Source organism: Novosphingobium arvoryzae, assembly GCF_014652615.1.
Lineage (GTDB): Bacteria > Pseudomonadota > Alphaproteobacteria > Sphingomonadales > Sphingomonadaceae > Novosphingobium > Novosphingobium arvoryzae.
Map to the genome: position 1 here is coordinate 20,308 of NZ_BMZD01000003.1, position 24,374 is coordinate 44,681.

Consider the following 24,374-nt stretch of genomic DNA (forward strand, 5'->3'; position numbering starts at 1 on the left):
GCCCTTACTTGGGTTGATAGGTTTGTTCCACCCCCGGAAACGTGCGCGCGCGCACTTCGGCGGCATAACGCTCCGCCGCCCCGGAAATCGTCTCGGCAATCGCTTCATAGCGCTTCACGAAGCGGGGGACGCGCTCGAACATGCCCAGCATGTCCTCGGTCACCAGCACCTGCCCGTCGCACTGGGCGGACGCGCCGATGCCGATGGTCGGGCACTTGATGGCCTTGGTCACGGCAATGGCGATCGGTTCGACCACCCCTTCGACCACCACGGCAAACGCGCCTGCTTCGTCCAGCGCCTGCGCATCGGCGACGATCTTGGCGGCTTCGGCCTCGCTGCGGCCGCGCGCGTTGTAACCGCCCAGCACGTTGACCGCCTGCGGGGTCAGCCCGACATGGCCCATCACCGGGATGCCGCGCGCGGTGAGGAAGGCGACCGTTTCGGCCATCGCCGCGCCGCCTTCCAGTTTCACCGCCGCGCAGCCGGTTTCCTTGAGCAGCCGCGCAGCGCTTTCGAAAGCCTGCTGGGGCGAGGCTTCATAAGCGCCGAACGGCATGTCGACCACGACGGCGGCGTGATAGCTGCCGCGCACCACCGCCGCGCCGTGGGCGGCCATCATGTCCAGCGTGACCGGCACGCTGGAGGGCAGGCCATAGATCACCTGGCCCAGTGAATCCCCGACCAGCAGCAGATCGCAATGCGCGTCGAGCAGCTGCGCCTGCCGCGCTGTATAGGCGGTCAGCATCACCACCGGTTGCGCGGTGACGCCATCCACCTTGCGCTGGCGGATCGCGGGGATGGTCAGGCGCTTCATCGGCGCGGGCGTGGGATTGGCGCGGCTGGTCGCGGTATCGAGCTGGAAGGTCGTAGACATCGAGCCGGTCTAGCGCCTCCCGCAAAGCTGGGGAAGGGGCACGAGTTATCCCTTGCCAATGCGTGGCTTGGCGCTAGCTTCCGCGCCAGGGAATAGCGGCGGCCTGTCCATGCGGCGGGTCGCCCATAAAGTTTAGGGGAACCGCATGTTCGGTCGCGTCAAATCACTCGACGCCATTCTGGCAACTGCCGAAAAGAAATCACTCCACCGCTCGCTGGGGGCATTCCAGCTTACCATGCTGGGCGTCGGCGCCATCATCGGCACCGGCATCTTCGTGTTGACCGCCGAAGCTGCGCAAAAGGCCGGTCCGGGGATGCTGATCAGCTTCATCATCGCCGGGTTCGTCTGTGCCGTGGCCGCGCTGTGTTACGCGGAAATGGCATCGATGGTCCCGGTTTCGGGCTCGGCCTATACCTACAGCTATGCCTCGATGGGCGAAATCGTCGCCTGGATCGTCGGCTGGGCGCTGATCCTCGAATATGCCATCGCCGCCTCGGCGGTGTCGGTCGGCTGGTCCAACTATTTCGTGGGGCTGGTGCAATCCGGGCTGGGGCTGGAACTGCCAACCTTCTTCACCAAGGGCGCGTTTGCGGCCGTGGGCGGCGGGATCAACCTGCCGGCCGTGGTCATTGCGCTGCTCGTCACCGGGCTGCTGGTGCTGGGCACCAAGGAATCGGCCATGTTCAACGCCGTGCTGGTGGTGATCAAGGTGGTGGCGCTGACCGCGTTCGTCGTCCTGGCTGTGCCGGTGATGAAGATGGAAAACTTCGAACCCTTCGCGCCGCTGGGCTTCGGCGGGATTTCGGCGGCCGCGGCCTCGATCTTCTTCGCTTATGTCGGGTTTGACGCGGTTTCGACCGCGGCCGAAGAAACCAAGAACCCGCAGCGCAACATGCCGATCGGCCTGATCGGCAGCCTGGTGATCTGCACCATCTTCTACCTGCTGGTCGCCTCGGGCGCGATCGGCGCGGTCGGTGCGCAGCCGGTGTTCGGCGCGGCGGGCGAAGCGCTGGCGGCAGGCAGCAAGGAACTGCAGCAGCAGTGCGCCGCGCTGGCCGGTGCCGGCAACGTGCCGCTGGTCTGCTCGGACGAGGCGCTGGCTCACGTCCTGCGTGAAATCGGTTACGTCAACGTCGGCAACCTGATCGGCCTGGCCGCGTTCCTGGCGCTGCCCTCGGTCGTGCTGATGATGCTGTTCGGCCAGACCCGCATCTTCTTCGTGATGGCGCGTGACGGCCTGCTGCCGGAAGGCCTGGCCAAGGTCCACCCGAAGTTCCACACCCCGCACATCGTGACCATGATTACGGGCGTGTTCGTGACCATGGCGGCGGCGTTCTTCCCGGTTGGTCAGCTGGCCGACATCTCGAACTCCGGCACGCTGTTCGCGTTCATGACCGTGGCCATCGGCGTGCTGATCCTGCGCCGCACCGCGCCGGATCGTCATCGTCCGTTCCGCACCCCGATCGTCTGGCTGGTCGGCCCGGCGGCGATCCTGGGCTGCGCCTACCTGTTCTTCAACCTGTCGGGCTATACGGAACTGATGTTCCTGGGCTGGGCGGCGGTGGGCCTGGTGGTCTACTTCTCGTACGGTCGCCGCAAGAGCCACGTCGGCCGCGGGCTGGTGGAAGTGCACGAGCGCGATACCGATGCGCCGCCGCAGCCGGTGGCACCGCTGCCGGGCGGGATCGATCTGAACGACTGATCCCGGCCGCACGGCTGACGCACAAGAGGGCCGCTTCCCACCGGGAGGCGGCCCTTTTTGCTGGCCGGGAAGGACGCATAGCCCCGCGCGGCGCACGCGCGCGGAAACGCCCGCCGGGACCGGCAGGGGCGAAAAGGGCAATGCTGCTGTGAAGGGAAGTGGTGGTGACCCCTACGGGACTCGAACCCGTGTTTCAGCCGTGAAAGGGCCGCGTCCTAGACCGCTAGACGAAGGGGCCAAAAGCCAGTTCGCCACGGTGCCAGATGGTGACCCCTACGGGACTCGAACCCGTGTTTCAGCCGTGAAAGGGCCGCGTCCTAGACCGCTAGACGAAGGGGCCATTCCGGCTGGCACCGGAGGCGAGCCGCGCGTTTAGGCAAGCGTTTCGAGAGGGTCAAGCCCCCCGCGCATGATTCTTTCGCAACCCGCCCGATCAGTCGGCCCAGGCCGCGTCTTCGATATGCAGTTCGGCCTGCGGGCGGCTCGACCAGTCGTCGATCTTGGCCCGGCCCGCCAGCCACAGCCGCCGGTCGCGCGAGCGATGGAGCAGCGCCTGCCCCAGGTCCGTGCTGGCGGCGCGAAAGGCGATGGCCTTGAAGCTGCCGCCATCCTCGCCCCGCACGATCAGGCGGACGTGGTCCGTGCCGACCAGATCGGCCTTCACCAGCCGCACCGGCCCCACCGCGATTCGCGGTCCCGGCCAGCCCATGCCGAACGGCCCGGCGGTTTCCATCGCGTCAACCAGCGACGGCGCCAGTCCGCGCGGGGCGAGGGCAAGGTCCAGCAGCATGGCCTGATTCGCCATGGCTGCCGTCACCGTCGCTCCCAGCCGCTCATCCAGCCAGTCGGCCAGCGCATCCAGCCTGTCGGGCGCGATGGTCAGCCCCGCGGCCATGGCGTGCCCGCCGCCCGCCACCAGCAGCCCGGCTTCGCGGGCGGCGATGATCGCGGCGCCCAGGTCGACCCCGGCAATCGAGCGGCCGGACCCCTTGCCGTGGCCGGCCTCGTCGGCGTCGAGCGCGATCACCAGCGTCGGCTTGCCGGTCTTCTCCTTGATCCGCCCGGCGACAATCCCGATCACGCCCGGATGCCAGCCCGATCCGGCGACGCAGATCACCGCGCGGTTGTGCTGGGCGGCCAGCTGCGCCTCGGCGGCTTCCTGCACCGCGGCCTCGATCGCGCGGCGCTCCTCGTTGAGGGCGGAAAGCTGCGCGGCGATCATCTGCGCTTCGTCCGGGTCTTCGGTGGTCAGCAGCCGCACGCCCAGGGTCGATTCGCCCACGCGCCCGCCCGCGTTGATGCGCGGGCCCAGCGCGAAGCCCAGGTCCGAACAGGTCGGCGCGCGGCTGAGGCGGCTGGCGTCGATCAGCGCGGCCATGCCGATGTTCTCGCGCCGGGCCATCACTTTCAGTCCCTGCGCCACCAGGGCGCGGTTCAGCCCATGGAGCGCGGCGACATCGGCCACGGTGCCCAGAGCGACGAGGTCCAGCAGCGAGAACAGGTCCGGCTCCGCGCGGTTCCGGAAGAAGCCCTGCGCGCGCAGGGTCCGCACTGTCGCCACGGCCAGCAGGAAGGCGACGCCGACGGCGGCCAGGTGCCCGTGCGCCGCGCCGATATCGCTTTCATCCAGCCGGTTGGGGTTCACCAGCGCCATTGCGGCCGGGAGCACGGCGGCGCACTTGTGGTGATCGACCACCACCACGTCCACCCCCGCACCCTGCGCCATGTCCAGCGCTTCATAGGCCATCGCGCCGCAATCGACGGTGACGATCAGGCTGGAGCCTTCCTCCGCCAGCCGCACCAGCGCCTCGCCGGATGGGCCGTATCCTTCCAGCAGGCGGTCGGGGATGTAATAGCGCGCCGCGTGGCCCAGGTCGCGCAGCAGCCGCACCAACAGCGCCGCGCTGGTCGCGCCATCGACGTCATAGTCGCCATAGATCGTCACCTGCTCGCCCGTCAGCACGGCCTGCGCCAGCCGCTCGGCCGCCGCGTCCATGTCGCGGAACACCGACGGATCGGGCAGGAACGCGCGCAGCGAAGGGTTGCGGTGCCGCTCCAGGTCTTCGGGCGGAACCCCGCGCGAGAGCAGCAGCTGGGTGACCAGATCGTGTTCCAGCGTGGCGGGATTGGCACCCTGGCCCAGGTCCATGTTCCCGCCGCGCCAGCGCCAGATCCGGCCGGAAAGCGAACGGTCGATGCCGAGGATCGATGGGGATGCGGTGGACATGGCACCCGGCTAGCCCATCGCGGCGGGGAACGGAAGTTTCGCGCGCGCCCTTTCGACAATTGACAAGCGCGGCGGCGAAGGGTCGGTTAGGGGGCAAGCGAAAGGACCCCGCCATTGGCCGCAGACCTGCTGATCGTCTGGCACAGCCGCACCGGCGCGGCCCGTGCGCTGGCCCATGCGGCGCACGCGGCGGCCGGGCAGGGCGCGCGGCTGATCGCGGCGGCGGACGCGACGATCGACGACTTGCTGGGGGCGGGCGGTTACCTGTTCGTTTGCCCGGAAAACCTGGGCGCGCTGACTGGCGCGATGAAGGACCTGTTCGATCGGTCCTACTATCCGTTGCTCGGCCGGGTCGAAGGGCGGCCCTATGCCACAGTGATTGCCGCTGGCAGCGCCGGGCAGGGGGCAGAAACGCAGCTGGACCGGATCGTCACCGGCTGGCGCCTGAAACGGGTCGCCGAAGGGGTGATCGTCAACCTTGGGGCTCAGACCCCGGAGGCGATCATGGCCGAAAAGACGGTTCCGGCCGCAGCGCTGGCGCAGGCGGGCGAACTGGGCGCGGCGCTGGCCGAAGGTCTGGCCCATGGGATTTTTTGACAGGTGCATCCGTTATGGCGGCTTTTACCCTGTCCGGACTCGACTTGTTTGTTCAAAAAATGCCAGTGGTTAAAGGGTATAGGGCGCGTGGGGGGCTATCATCGTTGCAGCGCATGACATTGCGGGCGGGCCCGGCGTAGCAGGCTCTGGCGGAGCGATCCTGTCGCTGCTGTTCGCTCGTGGTCAACGCCCCGATGCCGCGGCGATCGCGGCGCTGGCCGCCGCGAGTGTTGCAAATGACGCACGCTTCCCGGTCGCGTTCCAGGTCACCGCGCAGGGGGTGGAGGAAGAAGGCTGGTTGGAACTGCTGGCCATGGGGCTGGCGTTCGATTGCCTCGAACTGGCACCGCGCCGGGCGATCCACCATGCCGTCCCCGGTCACCCGCTGGGGCTGGAGAGCGTGCCGGGCGGCGAAGTGGTGGTGCTGCAACCCGGGCCGCACCTGATCGACGGGGCGGGCATGCTGCCGGTGGTGCGGATGCTGGCTGGGCTGGGCGCTGCGCTCAGCACGCTGCCCGGTGCGCTGGCGGTGTGCTGGGGACCGGCGGGAACCTGCATGGCCCCCGATTATTATCAGCGGGTGGTCGGCAACTGGCTGGCGGGCGGGGCATTTCCCGCACTGGGGCTGACGATGCTGCACCGGACCGCGGATGGCGCGATGGAATCGCGCGGGCTGGCCTTCATGACCGGGCAGGAACTGCGGTTTGAACCCGCAGCGGGCATTTCGCCGCAACAGGCCGGACAGATCGCGCTGCGGCTGGTTCACGTGCTGGTGGAACATGGGCCGGTGCTGACGGCGCAGGCCCTGTCCGGCCCGGCTGGCGAACATCTGCGGGCAGAGCCTGACGGACCGGTCCTGCGGGTGCGGATGTGAGTGTTCCGGCGGTTCCGGGCAAGCGGGCGCAGCTGTCGTTCCGGGCGGTGAACCAGCGCGACGCGCCCGGCTATGATCCCGGGCTGCAACGCCACCACATCCTCCCGCGCCAGGTGCTGACCCGGCCCAGCCTGACGCCGATGCTGCGCGAACTGGGCAAGGACCGGATCGGGTTTGACGATTTCCGCCGCAATGGCCTGTTGCTGCCCGCGAATGACCAGGCGGCGGTGCGGATCGGACTGCCGCTGCACCGGGGGCCGCACCGGACCTATAACGAGCTGGTGCTGGAACGGATCGGCCAGATCGAGGCGGGCTGGTCCGTGCAGCGCCGCCGCGCGCCGGAACTGGCGCTGGGCGACGCGCTGATGCGGCTGGAGCTGTTGCAGCGGGCGCTGCGCCGGCGCCTGCTCGACCAGCGCCGCCGGATGCGGCTCAACACCCGCGATCCGCTGGGGCAAGGCCCGCTGGGGCAGGGCGTGGACTTTACCGAGCTGGACGCGATGGCCGCGCTGCTCTGGCCGGAAACCGCAGAAGAGTAGCGCTCCCGCCCCGTCAGGAGCGGGAGCAGTGCCGGATCACGCCAGCGTCATGCGGGCCTTGGCGGCCAGTTCCTTGCGGGCTTCGTTGTATTCGGCTTCCAGCCGGTCGACGCGCTGGGCGACGGTTTCGACCGACTTGACCGCGCCGATGCCCTGGCCCGAACCCCAGATGTCCTTCCACGCCTTGGCTTCGGTGTTGCCGCCAGAGCCGAAGTTCATCTTGCTGGGGTCGCTCTGCGGCAGGTTGTCGGGATCGAGGCCAGCGGCGACGATCGACGGGCGCAGGTAGTTGCCGTGAACCCCGGTGAACAGGTTGGAATAGACGATGTCCGAGGCGCTGCCCTGCACGATCGCGTCCTTGTAACGCTGGTCGGCATTGGCCTCTGCCGTGGCGATCCAGGCCGAGCCGATGTAGCCGAAATCCGCGCCCATCGCCTGCGCGGCAAGGACCGAGCGGCCACACGCGATCGAGCCAGACAGCGCGATCAGCCCGCTGAACCACTCACGGATTTCCTGCATCAAGGCGAAGGGTGAGAGCGTGCCGGCATGGCCACCAGCCCCGGCAGCGACCGGGATCAGCCCGTCCGCGCCCTTTTCGATGGCCTTGCGGGCAAATCGGTTGTCGATCACGTCGTGCATCACGATCCCGCCCCACTTGTGGACGGCGGCGTTGATGTCTTCCCGCGCGCCGAGCGAGGTGATCGTCAGCGGCACCTGCCACTTGGCGCAGACTTCCATGTCCTCCTCAAGCCGGTTGTTGGACTTGTGGACGATCTGGTTGACGGCAAACGGTGCGGCGGGGCGATCCGGATTGTCGCGGTTGTGGGCGGCCAGTTCCTCGGTGATCCGGTGCAGCCATTCGTCGAGCACGCCGGAGGGGCGGGCGTTGAGCGCCGGAAAGCTGCCGATGATCCCGGCCTTGCACTGGGCAATCACCAGATCGGGGGTGGAAATGATGAACAGCGGCGATGCGATGACGGGCAGGCGCAGGCGATCAAACGGAGCGGGCAGGGCCATGAAGTTCCTCTCAAAACATGGTTTGGGTTTTAGTATGAGACGTAATGCGGCCTGTCGAGCGGACTTTGGTCCCGCCCCGGCTGCACTTTGGTGTCAGTCCCACGCCTGCGCATAGAGCGCCGCGATCTCCGCCGCGTCCGGCACGCGCGGGTTGTTGGCGGGCGAGCCGGAGGCCAGCGCCTGCGCCGCCATCAGCGGCACCAGATCGTCCCAGCGATCCCTGGCGATGCCATAGGCGGCGGGGGTGGGGACGGATAGGTCGGCGTTGATCCGGTGCAGCGCCTCCACCAGCCGGCCCACGGCAGACTGGTCGCTTTCGCTGTCGTCGGCGATCCCCATGGCCCGGGCGCAGGTGGCATAGCGCGGCAGCGCGGCGGGGGCGGACCACTGCGTCACTACCGGCATCAGCATCGCGTTGGACAGGCCGTGGCTGACATGGAAATGCGCCCCGATAGGCCGGCTCATCCCGTGGACCAGCGCGACCGAGGCGTTGGAGAAGGCGATGCCCCCTTGCAGCGCGCCCAGCATCAGCGCCTCGCGCGCAGGCCGGTTGCCGGGATCGGCGCAGGCCAGCGGCAGGTTGGGCCAGATCAGCCGCATGGCCGAAAGCGCGGCGGCGTCCGAGAACGGATTGGCGCGGCGCGAGACATAGGCTTCGACCGCGTGAACCAGGCTGTCGATCCCGGTATCGGCGGTCAGCCGCGCGGGCTTGGTGAGGGTCAATTCGTAATCGAGGATCGCGATGCTGGGCAGGTAGGCCAGCCCCATGCACAGCATCTTCTCGTCGGTCGCGGCATCGGTGATGACGGTGACGCGGGTTGCCTCCGATCCGGTCCCGGCAGTGGTCGGGATCGCGACGATGGGCAGGGCGGGCGCGTCTTCCTGATGCGGGGCTTTGAGCGCGGTGATGGGCAGATCGCGTGCGGCCTTTACCGCGACGACTTTGGCGGTGTCGATCGAACTGCCGCCGCCCAGGCCGATCACGCAGTCATGGTCGCCTTCGCGCAGAAAGGCCGTCGCCGCCTCGACCGAAGTGACGGTCGGGTCGGGCACGACGCCGGTGAAGGCGCGGGGCTGCAATCCGGCGGCGGTGAGGATCGTCTCCACCCGCTCCAGCACGCCGGACGACGCCATCCACCCGTCGGTGACGATCAGTGGGCGCGACAGGCCGAACTGGGCGAGCGCCTCTGGCAACTCGTCCAGCGTCCCGGCGCCGATCCGCATCGCGCGGGGCAGGTGGATGGCGGCCATCGGCGTTCAGTCCAGCAGGTCTTCGATGCCATAGAACGTGGCCGCGGTCCCGGCGTAGAGCGCGCGCTTTTCGTCTGCCGATGCGCCCAGCGTCAGGCGCTTGAAGGCATTCCACAGGACCGGATAGCTCGCCCCCCACTTGTCGACCGGGTAGTTGCTTTCGAACATCGCGCGGGTCGGACCGAAGGCCTCGATGCAGGTTTCGATATAGGGCCGCCACATCGCCGCCAGCGTTTCCGATGGCAGGCCCGCTTCTGGGCCGTGGTCCGGCATCCCCGCGAACGACATGGCGAGACCGCCCAGCTTGACCGTCACGTTGGGGCAGGCGGCCAGATCGTGGATCGCCTGCCGCCAGCCATCGAAGCGTTCGTGCAGCTTGCCGTGATACGGCCCCATGCCCAGCGGGGTGCCGCAGTGATCGAGCACGATCGGCTGGTTCGGGAAGGCGCGGGCCAGGTCGATCACGTCGGCCAGCTGCGGCTCCAGCACCCACGCGTCAAACGTCAGGCCCAGATCGCCGAGGTGCTTGAACCCTTCGCGGAACGTGGCGTCGCGGTAAAGACCCGGCGGGGCATGGAACGGCGGCCCCAGCGTATCCGGGTTGGCATCCCACGCGCCCTGATGACGGATGCCCTTGAACCGCGCGGTCGTGGCCATCAGCGTTTCCAGCACATCCCGCACGCCGTCGCCCAGCTGCAGGTCGGCGTGGCCAATGATCGCGGCGCAGAGGCGCTGGTTGCCATAGAGCCCGCTGGCGCTCTGCGCGGCGACGCCATTGACGTATTCCACCTCGCCCACGACCTTCAGCGCGTCGCCCGCGCCGCTGCGATAGAATGCGCCGCATTCCATGAACACGGTGCCGATCACGTTATGACCGCTGGTGGTATCGGCGTGGAGCTCGTTGAAGGTGTAGTAGGGGGAGCGCGCGACGGCGGCGATGAACGGGTGATGCGGTTCCGGAAACGCCCCCATCATCGGACGCAAGTCCCACAAGTGGTGGTGCGGATCGATGATGGGCAGATCGGGTTCCAGGATCGCTTCGGTCATCTGTGGCTTCCTCTCTCGGTGTGGCCTCTGTCGGGCCGATGTGGTTTCAGCTTATGGCGGTCATGCGTCCCACTCAAGCATCGCGGCAAGGCTGCAGGCGATGCGGGTGAGGGTGGTGTCGCTGCTCCACATCGGGTGCGGGCGCGACTGGTCGGCCAGTTCGCTCTCGCGGCTGGCCAGGATGCCGCCCAGCGCCGCACCCATGAACAGCAGCCGCTGGTTGAGCAGCGGGCGCGAAACGCCTGGCTTCAGCCGCCGGATATGCTCGAAGCAGCGCAAGTAGCCAGAGTTCCAGCGCCCTTCCAGCGCGTCCATGAACAGCGCGCGGTGCGACAGGCCCAGCACCACGACGAAGCGATTGTAGCACTCACCCCACGGCGGCGGAGCGGGGTTGAGCGAGGTGCGCACCAGCCCTTCCACCACTTCCAGCACGCTGCGCGGGCCGCCCTGCGCCTCGGCCTCGTCCAGCCAGCGGTTGCGCTGGTCGTCGATCAGGCGCGCGCCATCGACGATCAATTCGCGGACCAGGTCTTCCTTGGACCCGAAGTAGTAACCCACCGCCGCGTGGTTCTTCTGCCCGGCGGCCTCGGCGATCTGGCGCACGGTAACGCCATCGATCCCGCGCTCCGCAAACAGCTTGAGCGCCACCGCTTTCAGGTGCTCGGCCGCTTCGGTGCGGAGGGGCGGGGCGGGGTCGGCCATGCCCGATTCATAGTTTGACTCGGGGATACGTCAAATGCATTATCCATCTGGATAAACAAACAGAACGAGAGGATGACCGGGTGGACCTGGGTGTCGACCTTGCCGCGCTGGCGCGCTGGATGGATGGGCGCGGCCTTGGCGCTGGTCCGCTGGAGCGGGCCGAGCGCCTGTCCGGCGGAACGCAGAACATCCTGCTGCGCTTCACGCGCGCCGGCCGGGACTATGTGCTGCGCCGCCCGCCGCCGGTGCTGCGCGCCAATTCGAACGAGACGATGCGGCGCGAGGCGCGCGTGCTGGCCGCGCTGGCGGGCAGTGCGGTGCCGCATCCCGGCCTGATTGCGGCGTGCGAGGACGACAGCGTCATCGGCGCGGCGTTCTACCTGATGGAGCCGATCGAAGGCTTCAATGCCACGGAAGGGCTGCCCGCGCTCCACGCCGGGGATGCTGCCGTGCGCCACCGGATGGGACTGGCGATGGTGGAGGCCATCGCGGCGCTGAGCACGGTCGATTACCGCGCGGTCGGGCTGGAGGGTTTCGGCAAGCTGGACGGCTGGCTGGAGCGGCAGGTCGGGCGCTGGGCGGCGCAGCTTGCCAGTTATGCGGAGCTGCCGGGCTGGAGCGGCCCGGAGGCGATTCCGGGCGTGGAGAAGGTCGCCCGCTGGCTCGACGCGCACCGCCCGGACACGATCCAGCCGGGGATCATCCACGGCGACTTTCACTTCGCCAACGTGCTGTTCCGGCCGGACAGCGGCGAACTCGCCGCCGTGGTCGACTGGGAGCTCAGCACGCTGGGCGATCCGCTGCTCGATCTGGGCTGGCTGCTGGCGACCTGGCCAGAGGGCGACGCGCCCCATGCCACCGATGTGGCGATCACCCCGTGGGACGGCTTTGCCACCCCGGCGGAACTGGCCGCGCATTATGCCGCGCGGACCGGCCGCGACCTTGCCCACCTCGACTGGTTCGCGGTGCTGGCCTGCTACAAGCTGGGGATCATCCTGGAAGGCACCCACGCCCGCGCCTGTGCCGGCAAGGCCCCGCGCGAGGTGGGGGACCGGCTCCACGCGCACACCATCCACCTGTTCGAACGCGCGCTGCGGCGCATTGCCTGAGGGGAATTTCATGCACAGCGATACCGATTTTACCGGCAAGACGGTGCTGGTCGTGGGCGGGTCCAGCGGGATCGGCAACGGCATTGCCCATGCCTTCCGGGAGCGCGGCGCGCAGGTCCACGTCTGGGGCACCCGCGCCGATCCGGCCGATTATGACCCGGCGGACGGGTCCGACCTCAGCGGGCTGGGCTATACCTGCGTCGACGTTGGCGATCCCGACGCGATCGAGGCCGCGTCGCTGCCGTTCGGCACGCTGGACGTGCTGGTGCTGTGCCAGGGCACGGTCGTCTACAAGCGCGGCGAGTTCGAGCGCCCCGGCTGGGACCGGGTCATGGCGGTCAACCTCGACAGCCTGATGCACATCGCGCGGAAATTCAAACCGCAGCTGCTGGACAGCCGGGGCAGCGTGATCGTGGTCAGCTCGATCTCCGGGTTGAAGGCCAACATCGGCAATCCGGCCTATGCCGCGTCAAAGGCTGGCGCGATCAGCCTGACCAAGACGCTGGGGCAGGCCTGGGCGCCAGAGGGCATTCGCGTCAACGGCCTTGCCCCCGGCCTCGTCGATACCAAGCTGACCAAGGTCACCACCCAGAACCCCGAACGCATGGCCGGGGCGCTGGCCAGCATCCCGCAGCGCCGGATGGGCACGCCCGCCGACATGGCTGGGGCCGCCATTTTCCTCGCCTCTCCGCTCGCCTCCTATGTCACCGGTCACACGCTGATCGTCGACGGCGGGCTTTCCCTCTGAAAGGACCGGACGACATGAACTTTGAACACAGCGACAAGGTGAAGGGCCTGCTGGCGCAGATCCAGGCCTTCATGGATGAGCATATCTATCCCAACGAGCAGGCCTACCACGACTTCGTCACCGATCCCGCCAACCAGTGGCAGGAATGGCCGGGGATGGAGCCGCTGAAGGACAAGGCCCGCGCGCTGGGCCTGTGGAACCTGTTCCTGCCGCATGAATACGGCGCGTTTTCGCCCGGCCTGACCAACCTTGAATATGCCCCGCTGGCCGAGTTGATGGGCCGCGTGCCGTGGTCCAGCCAGGTGTTCAACTGCTCCGCCCCCGATACCGGCAACATGGAAGTGCTGGCCAAGTATGGCAGCCCGGAACAGCAGGAAAAGTGGCTGAAGCCGCTGCTCGCCGGCACGATCCGCTCGGCCTATGTGATGACCGAGCCGCAGGTTGCCTCGTCCGACGCGACCCAGCTGGAACTGTCGATCACCCCCGATGGTGACGAATATGTCATCAACGGGCGCAAGTGGTGGATTTCCAACGCGATGCACCCGCGCTGCGACATCTGGATCGTGATGGGCAAGACCGATTTCGATGCCCCGCGCCATGCCCAGCATTCGCAGATCCTGGTCGAACCCAACACCCCGGGCATCACCATCGTGCGCCATCTGACCGTGTTCGGCAGCCACAATTCGCCGGGCGGAGAGGTCGAACTGCGGTTCGACAACGTTCGCGTGCCCAAGGGCAACCTGATCCTGGGCGAAGGACGCGGGTTCGAGATCGCGCAAGGGCGCCTTGGGCCGGGCCGCATCCACCACTGCATGCGCTCCATCGGTCAGGCCCAGCGCGCGCTGGAAATCATGGCCCGCCGCGCCGACAGCCGCGTCGCCTTTGGCAAGAAGCTGTCCGATCAGTCGAGCATCCGGCAGGACATCGCCAAGAGCTTCTGCGAGGTGGAAATGACCCGCCTGCTCACGCTGAAAGCCGCCGACGCGATGGACCGCTATGGCAACAAGGTCGCCAAGGACCTGATCGCCGCGATCAAGGTCGTCGCCCCGCAGATGGCCCAGACCGTCTGCGACCGGGCGATTCAGGTTCACGGCGGGATGGGCGTTTCCGACGATACGCCGGTCGCCCGGTTCTTCACGCTCAACCGCTTCGTGCGCATCGCCGATGGCCCGGATGAAGTGCACATGAGCCAGCTCGGCAAGCAGAAGATCAAGGAATACGTCGCGATGAACGAGCGGTAGGTCGGGGGAGAGGTCGGCATGGGCTGGATCAAGAGCGGCAACCGCACTGTCACCGCGGAGCAATTCGATGCCCGCGCCCGCCGCGCGGCGAACGTGATCGCCGGGTTCGGCGTGGCAAAGGGCGATGGTATCGCGCTTTACCTGCGCAACGACATTGCCTATTTCGAGGCGGTGTTCGGGGCGGGGATGCTCGGGATCTATCCCGTGCCGGTGAACTGGCACTACACCCCTGACGAGGCGAATTACCTGCTGGTCGACAGCGGCGTGAAGCTGCTGCTGATCCACGCCGACCTCTATGAACCGATCAGGTCGGCCATTCCGCCGGGCCTGCCGGTGGTGATTGTCGAGACGCCCGAGGAAGTGCGCAGCGCCTATGGCTTGCCCGATGTGCCGCCGCCCGCCGACTTTCCGCTGTGGCGCGAACTGGTCGATGCTGCCGCGCCGTGGGCGGGGGAAGCGGGCATCGCGCCCAGTTCGATCATCTATACTTCCGGCACCACCGGCCGCCCCAAGGGGGTCAGGCGCCCCGCCTTTACCGAGGAGCAGAACGCCGCCGTCAGCACGATGCTCGGCTGGTCCTATGGCTATACCGACGTGCTGGAAGGGCGGCGCGATCCGGCCAGCATCACGACGGCGGTGATCGGCCCGGTCTATCACTCTGCGCCCAATGCCCATTCGGCATTTTCGATCCGGGTCGGCGCGAACGTGGTGATCTGCCCGCGCTTCGATGCGGAGGAACTGCTGGCGCTGATCGAGCGGGAGAAGATCACTCACCTCAACATGGTGCCGATCATGTTCAACCGCCTGCTGCGCCTGCCCGAGGCGGTGAAGCGCAAGTACGACCTTTCAAGCCTGCAATTCGTCACCCACGCCGCCGCGCCATGCCCCCCGCCGGTCAAGCGGGCGATGATCGAATGGTGGGGGCCGGTGATCTGGGAATATTACGGCTCGACCGAGATGGGCAACGTCACCTGCCTGTCATCGGCGGAATGGCTGGCGCATCCCGGATCGGTCGGGCGGGTCATGCCGGGCGTGACGCTGCGCGTGGTCGATCCAGCGGGCAACGACGTGCCGCCCGGAACCGTGGGCGAAGTGATCGGCAAGGGCCGCCACGGCACCGACTTCACCTATCAGAACGCGCCCGAAAAACGCGCCGCGATGGAAAAGTATGGCCTCGTGACCCCCGGCGACATGGGCTATTTCGACGCCGACGGGTTCCTCTACCTGTGCGACCGGATCAACGACATGGTGATTTCCGGCGGGGCGAACATCTATCCGGCGGAGATCGAGGCGGAACTGCACAAGCTGCCGGGCGTCGCCGATTGCGCGGTGTTCGGCATCCCGGACGAGGAGTTCGGCGAGAGCGTGATGGCCGTGGTCCAGCCGATGCCGGGGGCGGAGCTGACCGGCGATGGCCTGAAGGCGGAACTCAGGAAAGTGCTCACCAGCTACAAGGTGCCGCGCCGGATCGACTTTGCCGACAGCCTGCCGCGCGAGGATTCCGGCAAGATCTTCAAGCGCAAGCTGCGCGAACCCTTCTGGGAAGGGCGCGAGCGGCGGATCTGAACCGAGAGAGGACACACGATGAAAGCCCTGCGATACTATGGCGCGCGCGATGTGCGGTATGAAGGCATGGACGATCCGGCCCCGCAATCGGTCCGCGATGCGGTGGTCAAGGTGGAAGCCTGCTCGATCTGCGGGTCCGACCTGCACATCTATCACGGCCACGGCTTTTCCGAGGATATCGGCTTCTGCGTGGGGCATGAGGCCGTGGGCGAAGTCGTCGAGGTGGGCAGCGGCGTTCACCGGTTGAAAGTGGGCGACAAGGTGATGATCCCCGCTGCCGTGGGCTGCGGATCGTGCCGCGCCTGCCTGGCGGGGGTCGTCAACTTGTGCGAGTTCGGCCAGGGCTCGTGCTATGGCCTGTCGGCCAAGCTGCAAGGCTCACAGGCCGAGGCCGTGCGGGTGCCCACCGCCGATGCCAATGCGGTGAAAGTGCCGGACGGCGTCAGCATGGAACAGGCGCTGATGATGACCGACGCGCTGGCGACGGCCTGGTACGGCGTGCGCAACGCCGATGTCGCGCCGGGTTCCAGCGTGGCCGTGATCGGGCTTGGTCCGATTGGCCTGATGGCCGTCGACAGCGCCTTCGTGATGGGTGCGCACGTGGTCTATGCGATCGACCCGATCCCCGAACGCCGCGCGCTGGCCGAGGCTGCCGGCGCGATTGCGCTCCACCCGGATGAGGCGCTGGACCGGATCAGGCAGGATACCAAAGGCCGCAAGCTGGACTGCGCGGTGGAAGTGGTGGGCAGCGACGCCACGGTCGATTTCGCGCTGCGGCTGGTTCGCCCGCGCGGGACGGTTTCGGTGATCGGCGTGCAGCAATCGCGCCGGTTCCCGTTCCCGCTGGAACGCGCCTTCGCGGCGGGGCTGACGTTCCGGACCGGCACTTGTTCCGTGCCGGAAGAACTGCCCGCGCTGTTCCCGCTGGTGCAGTCGGGCCGCCTCAAGCCCGAAAAGTATATCAGCCACCGCATGCCGCTGAGCGAGGGGGCCGAAGCCTATCGCCTGTTCGAGGCGCGCGAGGCGGGCGCGCTGAAAATGGTGCTGGTGCCGGATTGACCGGGCTTCCCCTCCCGCGCCGGCGGGAGGGGCCACCGTTGTTGTTACCCCGCCACCGCGTTCGCGGCGCTCAGCACGGCGCGGACGCTGGCGGTGGCAACGTCTTCATCGATGCCGACGCCCCAGATGGTCTTGCCTTCCGGGGTGACGCATTCGACATAGGCCGCCGCGCGGGCGTCCGACCCGGCGCCCATCGCGTGCTCGGAATAGTCGCGCACTTCCAGCGCCACGCCAAAGCTGTCGGCAATGGTCGAGACGACTGACGAGATCAGGCCATTGCCCCGGCCCGAAACGCTGCGCTCGGTGCCGTCCAGCTCGATCTTCCCGGCGAACACGCGGGTGCCATCGGCCGCGCGCTTTTCGTCGAAATCGACCAGCTGGAAATGCTGCGGGGTGTTGAGACGATAGACCCGTTGGAACACGTCCCAGATGTCTTCCGCCACCAGTTCGCGGCCCAGCTCGTCGGCCAGTTCCTGCACGTGCTTGGAGAAGTGCGCCTGCATCTTCTTGGGCAGCTTCAGCCCCTGATCCTGTTCGATCACCCAGGCGAACCCGCCCTTGCCGGACTGCGAATTGACGCGGATCACCGCTTCATAGCTGCGGCCCAGGTCCGCCGGGTCGATCGGCAGGTAGGGCACCGACCAAAGCTGGTCGTTGCGGCTTTCCTGCGCGGCGAAGCCCTTCTTGATTGCGTCCTGATGGCTGCCGGAAAAGGCCGTGAACACCAGTTCGCCGCCATAGGGATGGCGTTCCGGCACTTTCAGCTGGTTGCAGTATTCAACCGTCTGGATCACCTCGTCGATGTTCGAGAAGTCCAGCTCAGGGTTGATGCCCTGCGTGTACATGTTCAGCGCGACCGTCACCAGGCAGCAGTTGCCGGTGCGTTCGCCATTGCCGAACAGGCAGCCTTCGACGCGGTCCGCGCCCGCCATCAGCCCCAGTTCCGCCGCCGCAACGCCGGTGCCCCGGTCGTTGTGGGTGTGCAGGCTGATTACCGCGCGGTCGCGGTTCGGCAGATTGCGGCAGAAATACTCGATCTGGTCGGCATAGATGTTGGGCGTTGCCGCTTCCACCGTGGCCGGCAGGTTCAGGATGATCGGATGCTGGGTCGTGGGCTGCAGCACTTCCATCACCGCTTCGCAGCATTCGATGCTGAAATCGACTTCGGCGGTGGAGAAGGTTTCCGGGCTGTATTCGAAATGCCAGTCGGTCTGCGGGAAGCGGGCCGCCTGATCGCGCAGGAACATCGCGCCCTGGCGGGCGATTTCCTTGATCTGCGGCTTTTCCAGCCCGAACACGACCTGCCGCCACAGTGGCGACACCGCGTTGTAGACGTGGACGATGGCCGATTTCGCACCCGCCAGGCTTTCGAACGAGGTCTTGATCAGATCCTCGCGCGACTGGGTCAGGACTTGCACCATCACATCGTCGGGAATGCGGCCGGAATCGACCAGCCCGCGGATGAAATCGAACTCGGTCGCGCCCGCGCTGGGGAAGCCGACTTCGATTTCCTTCAGGCCAACCTTGACCAGCAGGTCGAAGAACCGGGTCTTCTTCTCCGCGCCCATCGGATCGATCAGCGCCTGGTTGCCATCGCGCAGGTCGGTGGAGAGCCAGCGCGGGGCCTGCGTGATGACGCGGCCGGGCCACCGCCGGTCGGGCAGGTTGATTTGCGGGAAGGGCCGGTACTTGGCCGAGGGGTCTTTCAGCATGGTCATAACGGTGTCTCGGTAACTGGCATTGCGACTGTCAGGCGGTGGTTATCCCTTGGGTGCCGCATGACGCGTCACCGGGACACGCCAGCTCACGCCCAAGGGCGGATAAGTCGCAGGGTAAGGCCGGTCCGGAGGATCATGCCCTTGCCTATGGTGACTCACACCGCACTTGTAAAGAGGGAGAGCGCCGTGCCACGATGCGATACGACAACTGGATAAATCCGGACGGGAGAGGGAATGAGCAACGCAGATGCCGCGCAGGATGCGCTGTACGAAACGATGGGGCTGGTGCGGATCGTCACGATGGACCCGGCGGGCCGCGCGGTGCTGGAATATGAGGCGCGGCCCGGCATGTGCCATTCGGGCGGGGTGGTGCAGGGCGGGTTCGTCTCTGGCTGGATCGACGCGGCGATGGCCCATGCGGCGATTGCGCTGAACGGAACGAACGTCACGCCGATGACTCTGGAACTGAAAGTCAGCTTCTTCGCGCCCGCGCGCCCCGGCCGGGTGTTCGCCGAAGGCTGGGTGGAGCGCAACGGACGGCGCACCTGCTTTTACGAAGGCTGCCTGAAGGACGGCACCGGAACCGTGCTGGCCAAGGCCACGACCACGATGCTGCTGATGGACAAGGCCCGCGTGGAGCGCGCCTCTGCCGCCGCGCTGGAGAGTGCATGATGAGCGAAGTTCGCCCCTTCACGCTGGCTGTCCCGCAAAGCCAGCTCGATGACCTGAACGCCCGGATCGACCTTGCCCGCTGGCCGGAGCAGGAAACCGTCAGCGACTGGTCGCAAGGCACGCCGCTCGCCGCGCTGCAGGATTTCGTCGGCTATTGGCGCCACCACTATGACTGGCGGCGGTGCGAGGCGCGGCTCAATGCGCTGGGGCAGTTCATCACCGAAATCGACGGGCTGGACATCCACTTCCTGCATGTCCGCTCATCCCATCCAGAGGCCGCACCGCTGATCATGACGCACGGCTGGCCGGGGTCGGTGATCGAGTTCATGGGCGTAATCGAGCCGCTGACCGATCCGGTGAAGTTCGGCGGCAAGGCGGAGGATGCGTTCCACGTGGTCGCGCCGTCGCTGCCGGGGTTCGGGTTTTCGGGCAAGCCCACCAGCACCGGTTGGGGCGTGGAAAAGATCGCCCGCGCGTGGGGCACGCTGATGGCGCGGCTGGGCTATGACCGCTGGTTCGCGCAAGGCGGGGACTGGGGCAGTGCCGTCACCACCGCGATTGGTGTGCAGCAGGTGGCCGGGTGCGCGGGGATCCACCTCAACATGCCGATCGGGCGGCCGGAGCCGGAGGACCTCGCCAATCCCACGCCGCCGGAACTCAAGGCGCTGGCGGCGCTCAAGCACTATCAGGACTGGGATTCGGGCTATTCCACCCAGCAGCGCACCCGACCGCAATCGGTGGGATACGGCCTGGTGGATTCGCCGGTCGGGCTGGCCGGCTGGATTTACGAGAAGATGTGGGCGTGGACCGACAACGCGGGTGCGCCGGAAGATGCGCTGACCCGCGATGCGATGCTCGACAATCTGATGCTTTACTGGCTGCCCGCGACGGGGGCGTCATCAGCGCGGCTCTATTGGGAGAGCTTCGGAGCCTTCGCGCCGCAGCAGATCGAGCTGCCGGTGGCGGTCAGCGCGTTCCCCAGGGAAATCCTGCCGACCCCGCGCAAGTGGGCGGAACGGAACTTTCCGAACCTGGTCCACTGGGGCGACATGGACAAGGGCGGGCACTTCGCCGCGTGGGAACAGCCCGATGCCTTCGTGGGCGAACTCAGGGCAGCGTTCGCGCTGATGCGCTGAGGAAGATCAAACCAAACCTCGTCATTGCGAGCGCAGCGAAGCAATCCAGAGCGGCTTGCATCAAGGCCCTGGATTGCTTCGCGTTGCTCGCAATGACGAACGGTTGGGGGCGCCTGGCCGTTTACTTCACAAACGCGGCGGCGATTTCCAGCTCGACCGCGTCGGACACCAGCGGGATGGCATAGGTGATGCCGAAATCGCTGCGCTTGATCGTGGCCCGGGCGGTGAAGCCGACGTTTTCCTTGCCGCCCATCATCGCCGGAGCCTTGCCCGCGCCGTAGAACGCGGCGTCCAGCACGACCGGGCGGGTGACGCCGTTCAGGGTCAGGTTGCCCGCGATCTTCGCCTTCAGCTTGCCCTGCGGGGTGACCTTGGTGGAAACGAACCGGGCCGGGGCGGGGTTCGATCCGAAGAAATCGGGCTTGCCGCCCGCTTCCTTGGCATCGCGCAGCATGTGCGCGGTGAGGCCGGCACTGGCGGTGGCCAGCTTCGACAGCGGAATGGTCACATCGACGCTGGCGGCAGCGGGCTTTTTGGGATCGAGGTTCAGGGTGCCGGTGATGTCACCGAACAGCCCGGTGTAGGGCGAGAAGCCGAAGTGATCGACTTTCCAGGCGATCAGGGTGTGGCCGGCATCGGCCTGATAGGTGCCGCCGGAAATCGCGGCGACCGACTTCGAGCCGGGCAGGGTGGGGGCGGGCTGTGCGCCGATCGGCAGGGCGGCGGCAGCCAGCGCGGTGGCGGCAAGGCCGAGAATCAGGTGCTTTTTCATGAATGCTCCGGGGGAAGGTTGCGAATGGTTCGCAATCTTCCCCCAAAGCGGCAGTCAGGTCAATTCTTGCTCTGGTCGACCAGCTTGTTTGCACCGATCCAGGGCATCATGGCGCGCAGCTTGGCGCCGGTTTCCTCGATCTGGTGACGCTTGGCCAGGCCGCGCGCCGCCTTCAGTTCCGGCTGGCCGGCGCGGTTGTCGAGCACGAAGTCCTTCACGAAGCGGCCCGACTGAATGTCGGCCAGAACGCGCTTCATTTCCTTCTTGGTTTCTTCGGTGATGATGCGCGGACCGGTCTTGATGTCGCCGTATTCGGCGGTGTTCGAGATCGAGTAGCGCATGTTGGCGATGCCGCCTTCATAGAGCAGGTCGACGATCAGCTTCAGTTCGTGCAGGCACTCGAAATAGGCCATTTCCGGGGCGTAGCCGGCTTCGACCAGGGTTTCGAACCCGGCCTGGATCAGCGCGGTGGTGCCGCCGCACAGCACGGCCTGCTCACCGAACAGGTCGGTTTCGCATTCCTCGCGGAAATTGGTTTCGATGATCCCGCTGCGGCCGCCGCCGACGCCCGAGGCATAGGCCAGCGCCACGTCGTGCGCGTTGCCGGTCACGTCCTGGTGCACCGCGATCAGGCAGGGAACGCCGCCGCCGCGCTGGTATTCGCTGCGGACGGTGTGGCCGGGGCCCTTGGGGGCGATCATGATGACGTCGATATCGGCGCGGGCTTCGATCAGGCCGAAGTGGATGTTCAGGCCGTGGGCAAAGGCCAGCGCCGCGCCCGGCTTCATGTTGGCGTGCAGGTCATCGGCATAGATCGCGGCCTGGTGCTCGTCCGGGGCGAGGATCATCAGGATGTCGGCCCACTTGGCAGCATCGGCGTTCGCCATGACCTGGAAGCCGGCGGCTTCGGCCTTCTTGGCGCTGGCCGAACCGGGGCGCAGCGCGATGGCCACGTCCTTCACGCCGCTGTCGCGCAGGTTCTGGGCGTGGGCGTGGCCCTGCGAGCCATAGCCGAGGATGGCGATCTTCTTGCCAGTGACCAGATTGAGGTCGCAATCGGCGTCGTAATAAACCTTCATGTCAGTCCCGTTCTCTTGCAATGTGGCCCCGTTGGACAGGGCAAGATTTCAGTTCAAAAAATCCGTCAGGCCGCTTCCGCGCCGCGCATCATGCCGACCACGCCGGTGCGGCCCACTTCCACCAGTCCCAGCTCACGCATCAGGCTGACGAAGCGGTCGATCTTGTCCGGCGTGCCGGTCAGTTCGAACACGAAGCTGCTGGTCGTGGTGTCGACCACCTTGGCGCGGAACACGTCCGCCAGCCGCAGCGCCTCGACCCGCGCGTCGCCCGTGCCGGCCACCTTGACCAGCGCCATCTCGCGTTCAACGTGCGCGCCCATTTCGGTCAGGTCGACGACCTTGTGCACTGGCACCAGCCGGTCCAGCTGGGCATGGATCTGGTCAATCACAGCGGGCGGGCCGTGGGTGACGATCGTGATCCGGCTGATCGAGTGGTTCTCCGAAATGTCGGCCACGGTCAGGCTGTCGATATTATAGCCCCGCGCGGTGAACAGCCCGGCGATCTTGGCCAGGATACCCGCTTCGTTATCGACGGTGATGGTCAGAACGTGGCGTTCCGACTGCTCTTGCTTGATCTTCATCATCGGTCCGGATCCCTTACACCAGCGCCTTGGCTTCATCGTCCATGGTCCCGGCAACGCTGTCGCCGTAAAGGATCATGTCCGTGTGCGCCGCGCCCGACGGGATCATCGGGAAGCAGTTGGCTTCCTTGGCGACCAGGCAATCGACGATCACCGGGCCGGGATGGTCGATCATCGCCTGAATGCCGGCGTCCAGCTGGCTTTCGTCCTCGATGCGGATGCCCTTCCAGCCATAGGCTTCGGCCAGGCGGACGAAATCGGGCAGGCTGTCGGAATAGCTTTCCGAATAGCGGCTTTCATAAGTCAGCTCCTGCCACTGGCGGACCATCCCCATCCATTCGTTGTTGAGGATGAAGACCTTCACCGGCAGGCGGTACTGCGTGGCGGTGCCCAGTTCCTGGATGTTCATCTGGATCGAGGCATCGCCCGCGATGTCGATGACCAGGCTGTCCGGATTGCCCAGCTGCGCGCCGATCGCGGCGGGCAGGCCATAGCCCATTGTGCCCAGACCGCCGGACGTCAGCCATTTGTTCGGGCCAAAGAAGTGGAAGTGCTGCGCCGCCCACATCTGGTGCTGGCCGACTTCGGTGGAAATCACCGGATCGAGGTGCTTGGTCAGCTCGAACAGGCGCTCGATCGCCAGCTGCGGCATGATCGCCTGCGGGTCACGCGGATAGGCCAGGCTCTTGCGAGTGCGCCAGCCGTCGATCCGGGCCTTCCAGTCCGACAGGTTCTGCGGCTTGCGGTTGCCCCAGGCGGCGATCAGCTGTTCCAGCACTTCGCCGCAGTCACCGATGATCGGCAGGTCGACCGTGACGGTCTTGTTGATCGAGCTGCGGTCGATGTCGATGTGGATCTTGGTCGAATGGGGCGAGAACGCATCCAGCCGGCCCGTCACGCGGTCGTCGAAGCGCGCACCGATGCAGACCACCAGGTCGGCCTGGTTCATCGCCATGTTGGATTCATAGGTGCCATGCATGCCCAGCATGCCCAGCCAGTCGGCATGATCGGCCGGAAACGCGCCCAGGCCCATCAGCGTGGAGGTAACGGGCGCGCCAGTCAGCTCCTGCAGCTGGCGCAGCAGGTCCGCCGCATGCGGGCCGGAATTGATCACGCCGCCGCCGGTGTAGAAGATCGGCGCGCGGGCATTGGCCAGCAGCTCGATCGCGCGGGCGATGTCCTTGTCGGACCCGCGCGTCTGCGGGTTGTAGCGGCTTTCCTTCTGGGGCGGCGCGCCGTTCCACTGGGCCGAGGCGATCTGCACGTCCTTGGGAATGTCGATCACGACCGGGCCGGGGCGGCCGGTGGTGGCGATGCGAAACGCCTCGTCGATGATCCCGGCCAGTTCCGCCGGGTCCTTCACCAGGTAGTTGTGCTTGGTGCAGTGCCGCGTGATGCCGATGGTGTCGGCTTCCTGGAACGCGTCGGAGCCGATTAGCCCGGTGGGGACCTGACCGGTGATGACGACCAGCGGAATCGAATCCATGAACGCATCGGCAATGCCGGTGACGGCATTGGTCGCGCCGGGGCCGGACGTGACGAGCACCACGCCGGGCTTGCCGGTGGACCGCGCATAGCCTTCGGCCGCGTGCGCCGCGCCCGCTTCGTGGCGGACCAGGATGTGGCGAATGCGGGCATCGTTGAACAAGGCGTCATAAATCGGCAGCACCGCCCCGCCGGGATAGCCGAACACGAATTCGACGCCCTGACGTGCCAGGCTTTCGACCAGAATAACGGCGCCGCTGCGCTCCTCGCTCACGTCCATTCCTTTCGAATTTCGGGCGCTGTCCCCAGAAAGGACCGACCCGGCACAGGGGGCTGTGCCGGGTCTCCCTCTCCAACTCGCGCAAAAACCGCAAGAGC

General features: G+C 66.9%; 22 protein-coding genes and 2 tRNA genes. 11 read left to right on the plus strand and 13 right to left on the minus strand.

Annotated elements, in window-relative coordinates; translation table 11 throughout:
* Nucleotides 1-4: 4 nt before the first annotated feature.
* On the minus strand, nucleotides 5-874 hold the full coding sequence (panB, locus tag IE113_RS06645) for a 3-methyl-2-oxobutanoate hydroxymethyltransferase (RefSeq protein WP_189539726.1): 870 nt from the start codon (nucleotides 872-874) through the stop codon (nucleotides 5-7).
* 145 nt (nucleotides 875-1,019) lie between these two features.
* Between panB and IE113_RS06650 the strand changes: the two genes are divergently transcribed.
* Nucleotides 1,020-2,576, plus strand: a complete 1,557-nt coding sequence (locus IE113_RS06650) for an amino acid permease (RefSeq protein ID WP_189539729.1) — start codon at nucleotides 1,020-1,022, stop codon at nucleotides 2,574-2,576.
* Between the two features lie 162 nt (nucleotides 2,577-2,738).
* Here the strand turns inward: IE113_RS06650 and IE113_RS06655 are convergent.
* From IE113_RS06655 to recJ, 3 genes are all read right to left on the minus strand, one after another.
* Nucleotides 2,739-2,814, minus strand: a tRNA-Glu gene (locus IE113_RS06655).
* A gap of 26 nt (nucleotides 2,815-2,840) precedes the next feature.
* A tRNA-Glu gene (locus tag IE113_RS06660) sits at nucleotides 2,841-2,916 on the minus strand.
* 93 nt (nucleotides 2,917-3,009) lie between these two features.
* Nucleotides 3,010-4,803, minus strand: coding sequence for a single-stranded-DNA-specific exonuclease RecJ (recJ, locus tag IE113_RS06665; protein WP_189539731.1), 1,794 nt, complete (start codon nucleotides 4,801-4,803; stop codon nucleotides 3,010-3,012).
* 114 nt (nucleotides 4,804-4,917) lie between these two features.
* On the opposite strand from recJ, the gene IE113_RS06670 reads away from it, so the two are divergent.
* The 3 genes from IE113_RS06670 to IE113_RS06680 all read left to right on the plus strand — a co-directional run bounded on the left by IE113_RS06670 (nucleotide 4,918) and on the right by IE113_RS06680 (nucleotide 6,813).
* Complete coding sequence (locus IE113_RS06670; RefSeq protein WP_189539733.1) at nucleotides 4,918-5,400, plus strand: flavodoxin family protein; 483 nt, start codon at nucleotides 4,918-4,920, stop codon at nucleotides 5,398-5,400.
* A 298-nt stretch (nucleotides 5,401-5,698) separates the two neighbouring features.
* Nucleotides 5,699-6,274 carry a hypothetical protein gene (locus IE113_RS06675; protein WP_189539735.1) on the plus strand — a complete coding sequence of 192 codons (576 nt, stop codon included), beginning with the start codon at nucleotides 5,699-5,701 and terminating at the stop codon, nucleotides 6,272-6,274.
* The gene (locus tag IE113_RS06680; protein WP_229822172.1) at nucleotides 6,271-6,813 is read left to right on the plus strand and encodes an AHH domain-containing protein; all 543 of its coding nucleotides are present in this window, start codon (nucleotides 6,271-6,273) and stop codon (nucleotides 6,811-6,813) included. The genes IE113_RS06675 and IE113_RS06680 overlap by 4 nt, the downstream gene beginning before the upstream one ends.
* A 36-nt stretch (nucleotides 6,814-6,849) precedes the next feature.
* Here IE113_RS06680 and IE113_RS06685 read toward each other — a convergent pair whose 3' ends face one another.
* From IE113_RS06685 to IE113_RS06700, 4 genes are all read right to left on the minus strand, one after another.
* Nucleotides 6,850-7,830 carry an NAD(P)H-dependent flavin oxidoreductase gene (locus IE113_RS06685; protein WP_189539737.1) on the minus strand — a complete coding sequence of 327 codons (981 nt, stop codon included), beginning with the start codon at nucleotides 7,828-7,830 and terminating at the stop codon, nucleotides 6,850-6,852.
* A 93-nt stretch (nucleotides 7,831-7,923) separates the two neighbouring features.
* Nucleotides 7,924-9,081, minus strand: a complete 1,158-nt coding sequence (locus IE113_RS06690) for an iron-containing alcohol dehydrogenase (protein WP_189539738.1) — start codon at nucleotides 9,079-9,081, stop codon at nucleotides 7,924-7,926.
* 6 nt (nucleotides 9,082-9,087) lie between these two features.
* On the minus strand, nucleotides 9,088-10,128 hold the full coding sequence (locus IE113_RS06695; RefSeq protein WP_189539740.1) for an amidohydrolase family protein: 1,041 nt from the start codon (nucleotides 10,126-10,128) through the stop codon (nucleotides 9,088-9,090).
* A gap of 60 nt (nucleotides 10,129-10,188) precedes the next feature.
* Nucleotides 10,189-10,830: a TetR/AcrR family transcriptional regulator gene (locus IE113_RS06700; protein WP_189539742.1), complete on the minus strand. Its 642-nt coding sequence runs from the start codon at nucleotides 10,828-10,830 to the stop codon at nucleotides 10,189-10,191.
* An 80-nt stretch (nucleotides 10,831-10,910) separates the two neighbouring features.
* Here IE113_RS06700 and IE113_RS06705 point away from each other — a divergent pair, with 80 nt between their 5' ends.
* The 5 genes from IE113_RS06705 to IE113_RS06725 are packed head-to-tail and all read left to right on the plus strand — an operon-like array spanning nucleotide 10,911 to nucleotide 16,553.
* Nucleotides 10,911-11,939, plus strand: coding sequence for a phosphotransferase family protein (locus IE113_RS06705; RefSeq protein ID WP_189539744.1), 1,029 nt, complete (start codon nucleotides 10,911-10,913; stop codon nucleotides 11,937-11,939).
* 10 nt (nucleotides 11,940-11,949) lie between these two features.
* Nucleotides 11,950-12,687, plus strand: coding sequence for an SDR family NAD(P)-dependent oxidoreductase (locus IE113_RS06710; RefSeq protein WP_189539746.1), 738 nt, complete (start codon nucleotides 11,950-11,952; stop codon nucleotides 12,685-12,687).
* 14 nt (nucleotides 12,688-12,701) lie between these two features.
* Nucleotides 12,702-13,928 (plus strand): acyl-CoA dehydrogenase family protein, encoded by a 1,227-nt coding sequence (locus IE113_RS06715; protein WP_189539748.1) that lies wholly within the window; start codon nucleotides 12,702-12,704, stop codon nucleotides 13,926-13,928.
* 18 nt (nucleotides 13,929-13,946) lie between these two features.
* Nucleotides 13,947-15,494 carry an acyl-CoA synthetase gene (locus tag IE113_RS06720; protein WP_189539750.1) on the plus strand — a complete coding sequence of 516 codons (1,548 nt, stop codon included), beginning with the start codon at nucleotides 13,947-13,949 and terminating at the stop codon, nucleotides 15,492-15,494.
* Nucleotides 15,495-15,512: 18 nt separating this feature from the next.
* A complete protein-coding gene (locus tag IE113_RS06725) occupies nucleotides 15,513-16,553 on the plus strand; it encodes an alcohol dehydrogenase family protein (RefSeq protein WP_189539752.1) in 1,041 nt (346 codons plus the stop codon).
* Between the two features lie 44 nt (nucleotides 16,554-16,597).
* On the opposite strand, the gene leuA is transcribed toward IE113_RS06725, so the two are convergent.
* Nucleotides 16,598-18,271 (minus strand): 2-isopropylmalate synthase, encoded by a 1,674-nt coding sequence (gene leuA, locus IE113_RS06730; protein ID WP_189539772.1) that lies wholly within the window; start codon nucleotides 18,269-18,271, stop codon nucleotides 16,598-16,600.
* Nucleotides 18,272-18,505: 234 nt separating this feature from the next.
* Here leuA and IE113_RS06735 point away from each other — a divergent pair, with 234 nt between their 5' ends.
* Both IE113_RS06735 and IE113_RS06740 read left to right on the plus strand, forming a co-directional pair.
* Nucleotides 18,506-18,943: a PaaI family thioesterase gene (locus tag IE113_RS06735; protein ID WP_189539775.1), complete on the plus strand. Its 438-nt coding sequence runs from the start codon at nucleotides 18,506-18,508 to the stop codon at nucleotides 18,941-18,943.
* The gene (locus IE113_RS06740; RefSeq protein WP_189539777.1) at nucleotides 18,943-20,079 is read left to right on the plus strand and encodes an epoxide hydrolase family protein; all 1,137 of its coding nucleotides are present in this window, start codon (nucleotides 18,943-18,945) and stop codon (nucleotides 20,077-20,079) included. Before IE113_RS06735 ends, IE113_RS06740 begins: the two co-directional genes overlap by 1 nt.
* A 121-nt stretch (nucleotides 20,080-20,200) precedes the next feature.
* On the opposite strand, the gene IE113_RS06745 is transcribed toward IE113_RS06740, so the two are convergent.
* The 4 genes from IE113_RS06745 to ilvB form a co-directional block, all read right to left on the minus strand.
* Nucleotides 20,201-20,851 carry a YceI family protein gene (locus IE113_RS06745; RefSeq protein WP_189539780.1) on the minus strand — a complete coding sequence of 217 codons (651 nt, stop codon included), beginning with the start codon at nucleotides 20,849-20,851 and terminating at the stop codon, nucleotides 20,201-20,203.
* Between the two features lie 59 nt (nucleotides 20,852-20,910).
* The gene (gene ilvC / locus IE113_RS06750; RefSeq protein WP_189539781.1) at nucleotides 20,911-21,930 is read right to left on the minus strand and encodes a ketol-acid reductoisomerase; all 1,020 of its coding nucleotides are present in this window, start codon (nucleotides 21,928-21,930) and stop codon (nucleotides 20,911-20,913) included.
* Nucleotides 21,931-21,995: 65 nt separating this feature from the next.
* On the minus strand, nucleotides 21,996-22,511 hold the full coding sequence (ilvN, locus tag IE113_RS06755; RefSeq protein WP_189539789.1) for an acetolactate synthase small subunit: 516 nt from the start codon (nucleotides 22,509-22,511) through the stop codon (nucleotides 21,996-21,998).
* A 16-nt stretch (nucleotides 22,512-22,527) separates the two neighbouring features.
* On the minus strand, nucleotides 22,528-24,270 hold the full coding sequence (gene ilvB, locus IE113_RS06760; RefSeq protein ID WP_189539791.1) for a biosynthetic-type acetolactate synthase large subunit: 1,743 nt from the start codon (nucleotides 24,268-24,270) through the stop codon (nucleotides 22,528-22,530).
* Nucleotides 24,271-24,374: the final 104 nt, after the last annotated feature.

What these genes read in the sequence shown, in the direction of transcription:
- panB (WP_189539726.1), bottom strand. Translation starts at nt 874, where the DNA reads ATGTCTACGACCTTCCAGCTCGATACCGCGACCAGCCGCGCCAATCCC.
- IE113_RS06650 (WP_189539729.1), top strand. Translation starts at nt 1,020, where the DNA reads ATGTTCGGTCGCGTCAAATCACTCGACGCCATTCTGGCAACTGCCGAA.
- recJ (WP_189539731.1), bottom strand. Translation starts at nt 4,803, where the DNA reads ATGTCCACCGCATCCCCATCGATCCTCGGCATCGACCGTTCGCTTTCC.
- IE113_RS06685 (WP_189539737.1), bottom strand. Translation starts at nt 7,830, where the DNA reads ATGGCCCTGCCCGCTCCGTTTGATCGCCTGCGCCTGCCCGTCATCGCA.
- IE113_RS06690 (WP_189539738.1), bottom strand. Translation starts at nt 9,081, where the DNA reads ATGGCCGCCATCCACCTGCCCCGCGCGATGCGGATCGGCGCCGGGACG.
- IE113_RS06695 (WP_189539740.1), bottom strand. Translation starts at nt 10,128, where the DNA reads ATGACCGAAGCGATCCTGGAACCCGATCTGCCCATCATCGATCCGCAC.
- IE113_RS06700 (WP_189539742.1), bottom strand. Translation starts at nt 10,830, where the DNA reads ATGGCCGACCCCGCCCCGCCCCTCCGCACCGAAGCGGCCGAGCACCTG.
- IE113_RS06710 (WP_189539746.1), top strand. Translation starts at nt 11,950, where the DNA reads ATGCACAGCGATACCGATTTTACCGGCAAGACGGTGCTGGTCGTGGGC.
- IE113_RS06715 (WP_189539748.1), top strand. Translation starts at nt 12,702, where the DNA reads ATGAACTTTGAACACAGCGACAAGGTGAAGGGCCTGCTGGCGCAGATC.
- IE113_RS06720 (WP_189539750.1), top strand. Translation starts at nt 13,947, where the DNA reads ATGGGCTGGATCAAGAGCGGCAACCGCACTGTCACCGCGGAGCAATTC.
- IE113_RS06725 (WP_189539752.1), top strand. Translation starts at nt 15,513, where the DNA reads ATGAAAGCCCTGCGATACTATGGCGCGCGCGATGTGCGGTATGAAGGC.
- leuA (WP_189539772.1), bottom strand. Translation starts at nt 18,271, where the DNA reads ATGACCATGCTGAAAGACCCCTCGGCCAAGTACCGGCCCTTCCCGCAA.
- IE113_RS06735 (WP_189539775.1), top strand. Translation starts at nt 18,506, where the DNA reads ATGAGCAACGCAGATGCCGCGCAGGATGCGCTGTACGAAACGATGGGG.
- IE113_RS06740 (WP_189539777.1), top strand. Translation starts at nt 18,943, where the DNA reads ATGAGCGAAGTTCGCCCCTTCACGCTGGCTGTCCCGCAAAGCCAGCTC.
- IE113_RS06745 (WP_189539780.1), bottom strand. Translation starts at nt 20,851, where the DNA reads ATGAAAAAGCACCTGATTCTCGGCCTTGCCGCCACCGCGCTGGCTGCC.
- ilvC (WP_189539781.1), bottom strand. Translation starts at nt 21,930, where the DNA reads ATGAAGGTTTATTACGACGCCGATTGCGACCTCAATCTGGTCACTGGC.
- ilvN (WP_189539789.1), bottom strand. Translation starts at nt 22,511, where the DNA reads ATGAAGATCAAGCAAGAGCAGTCGGAACGCCACGTTCTGACCATCACC.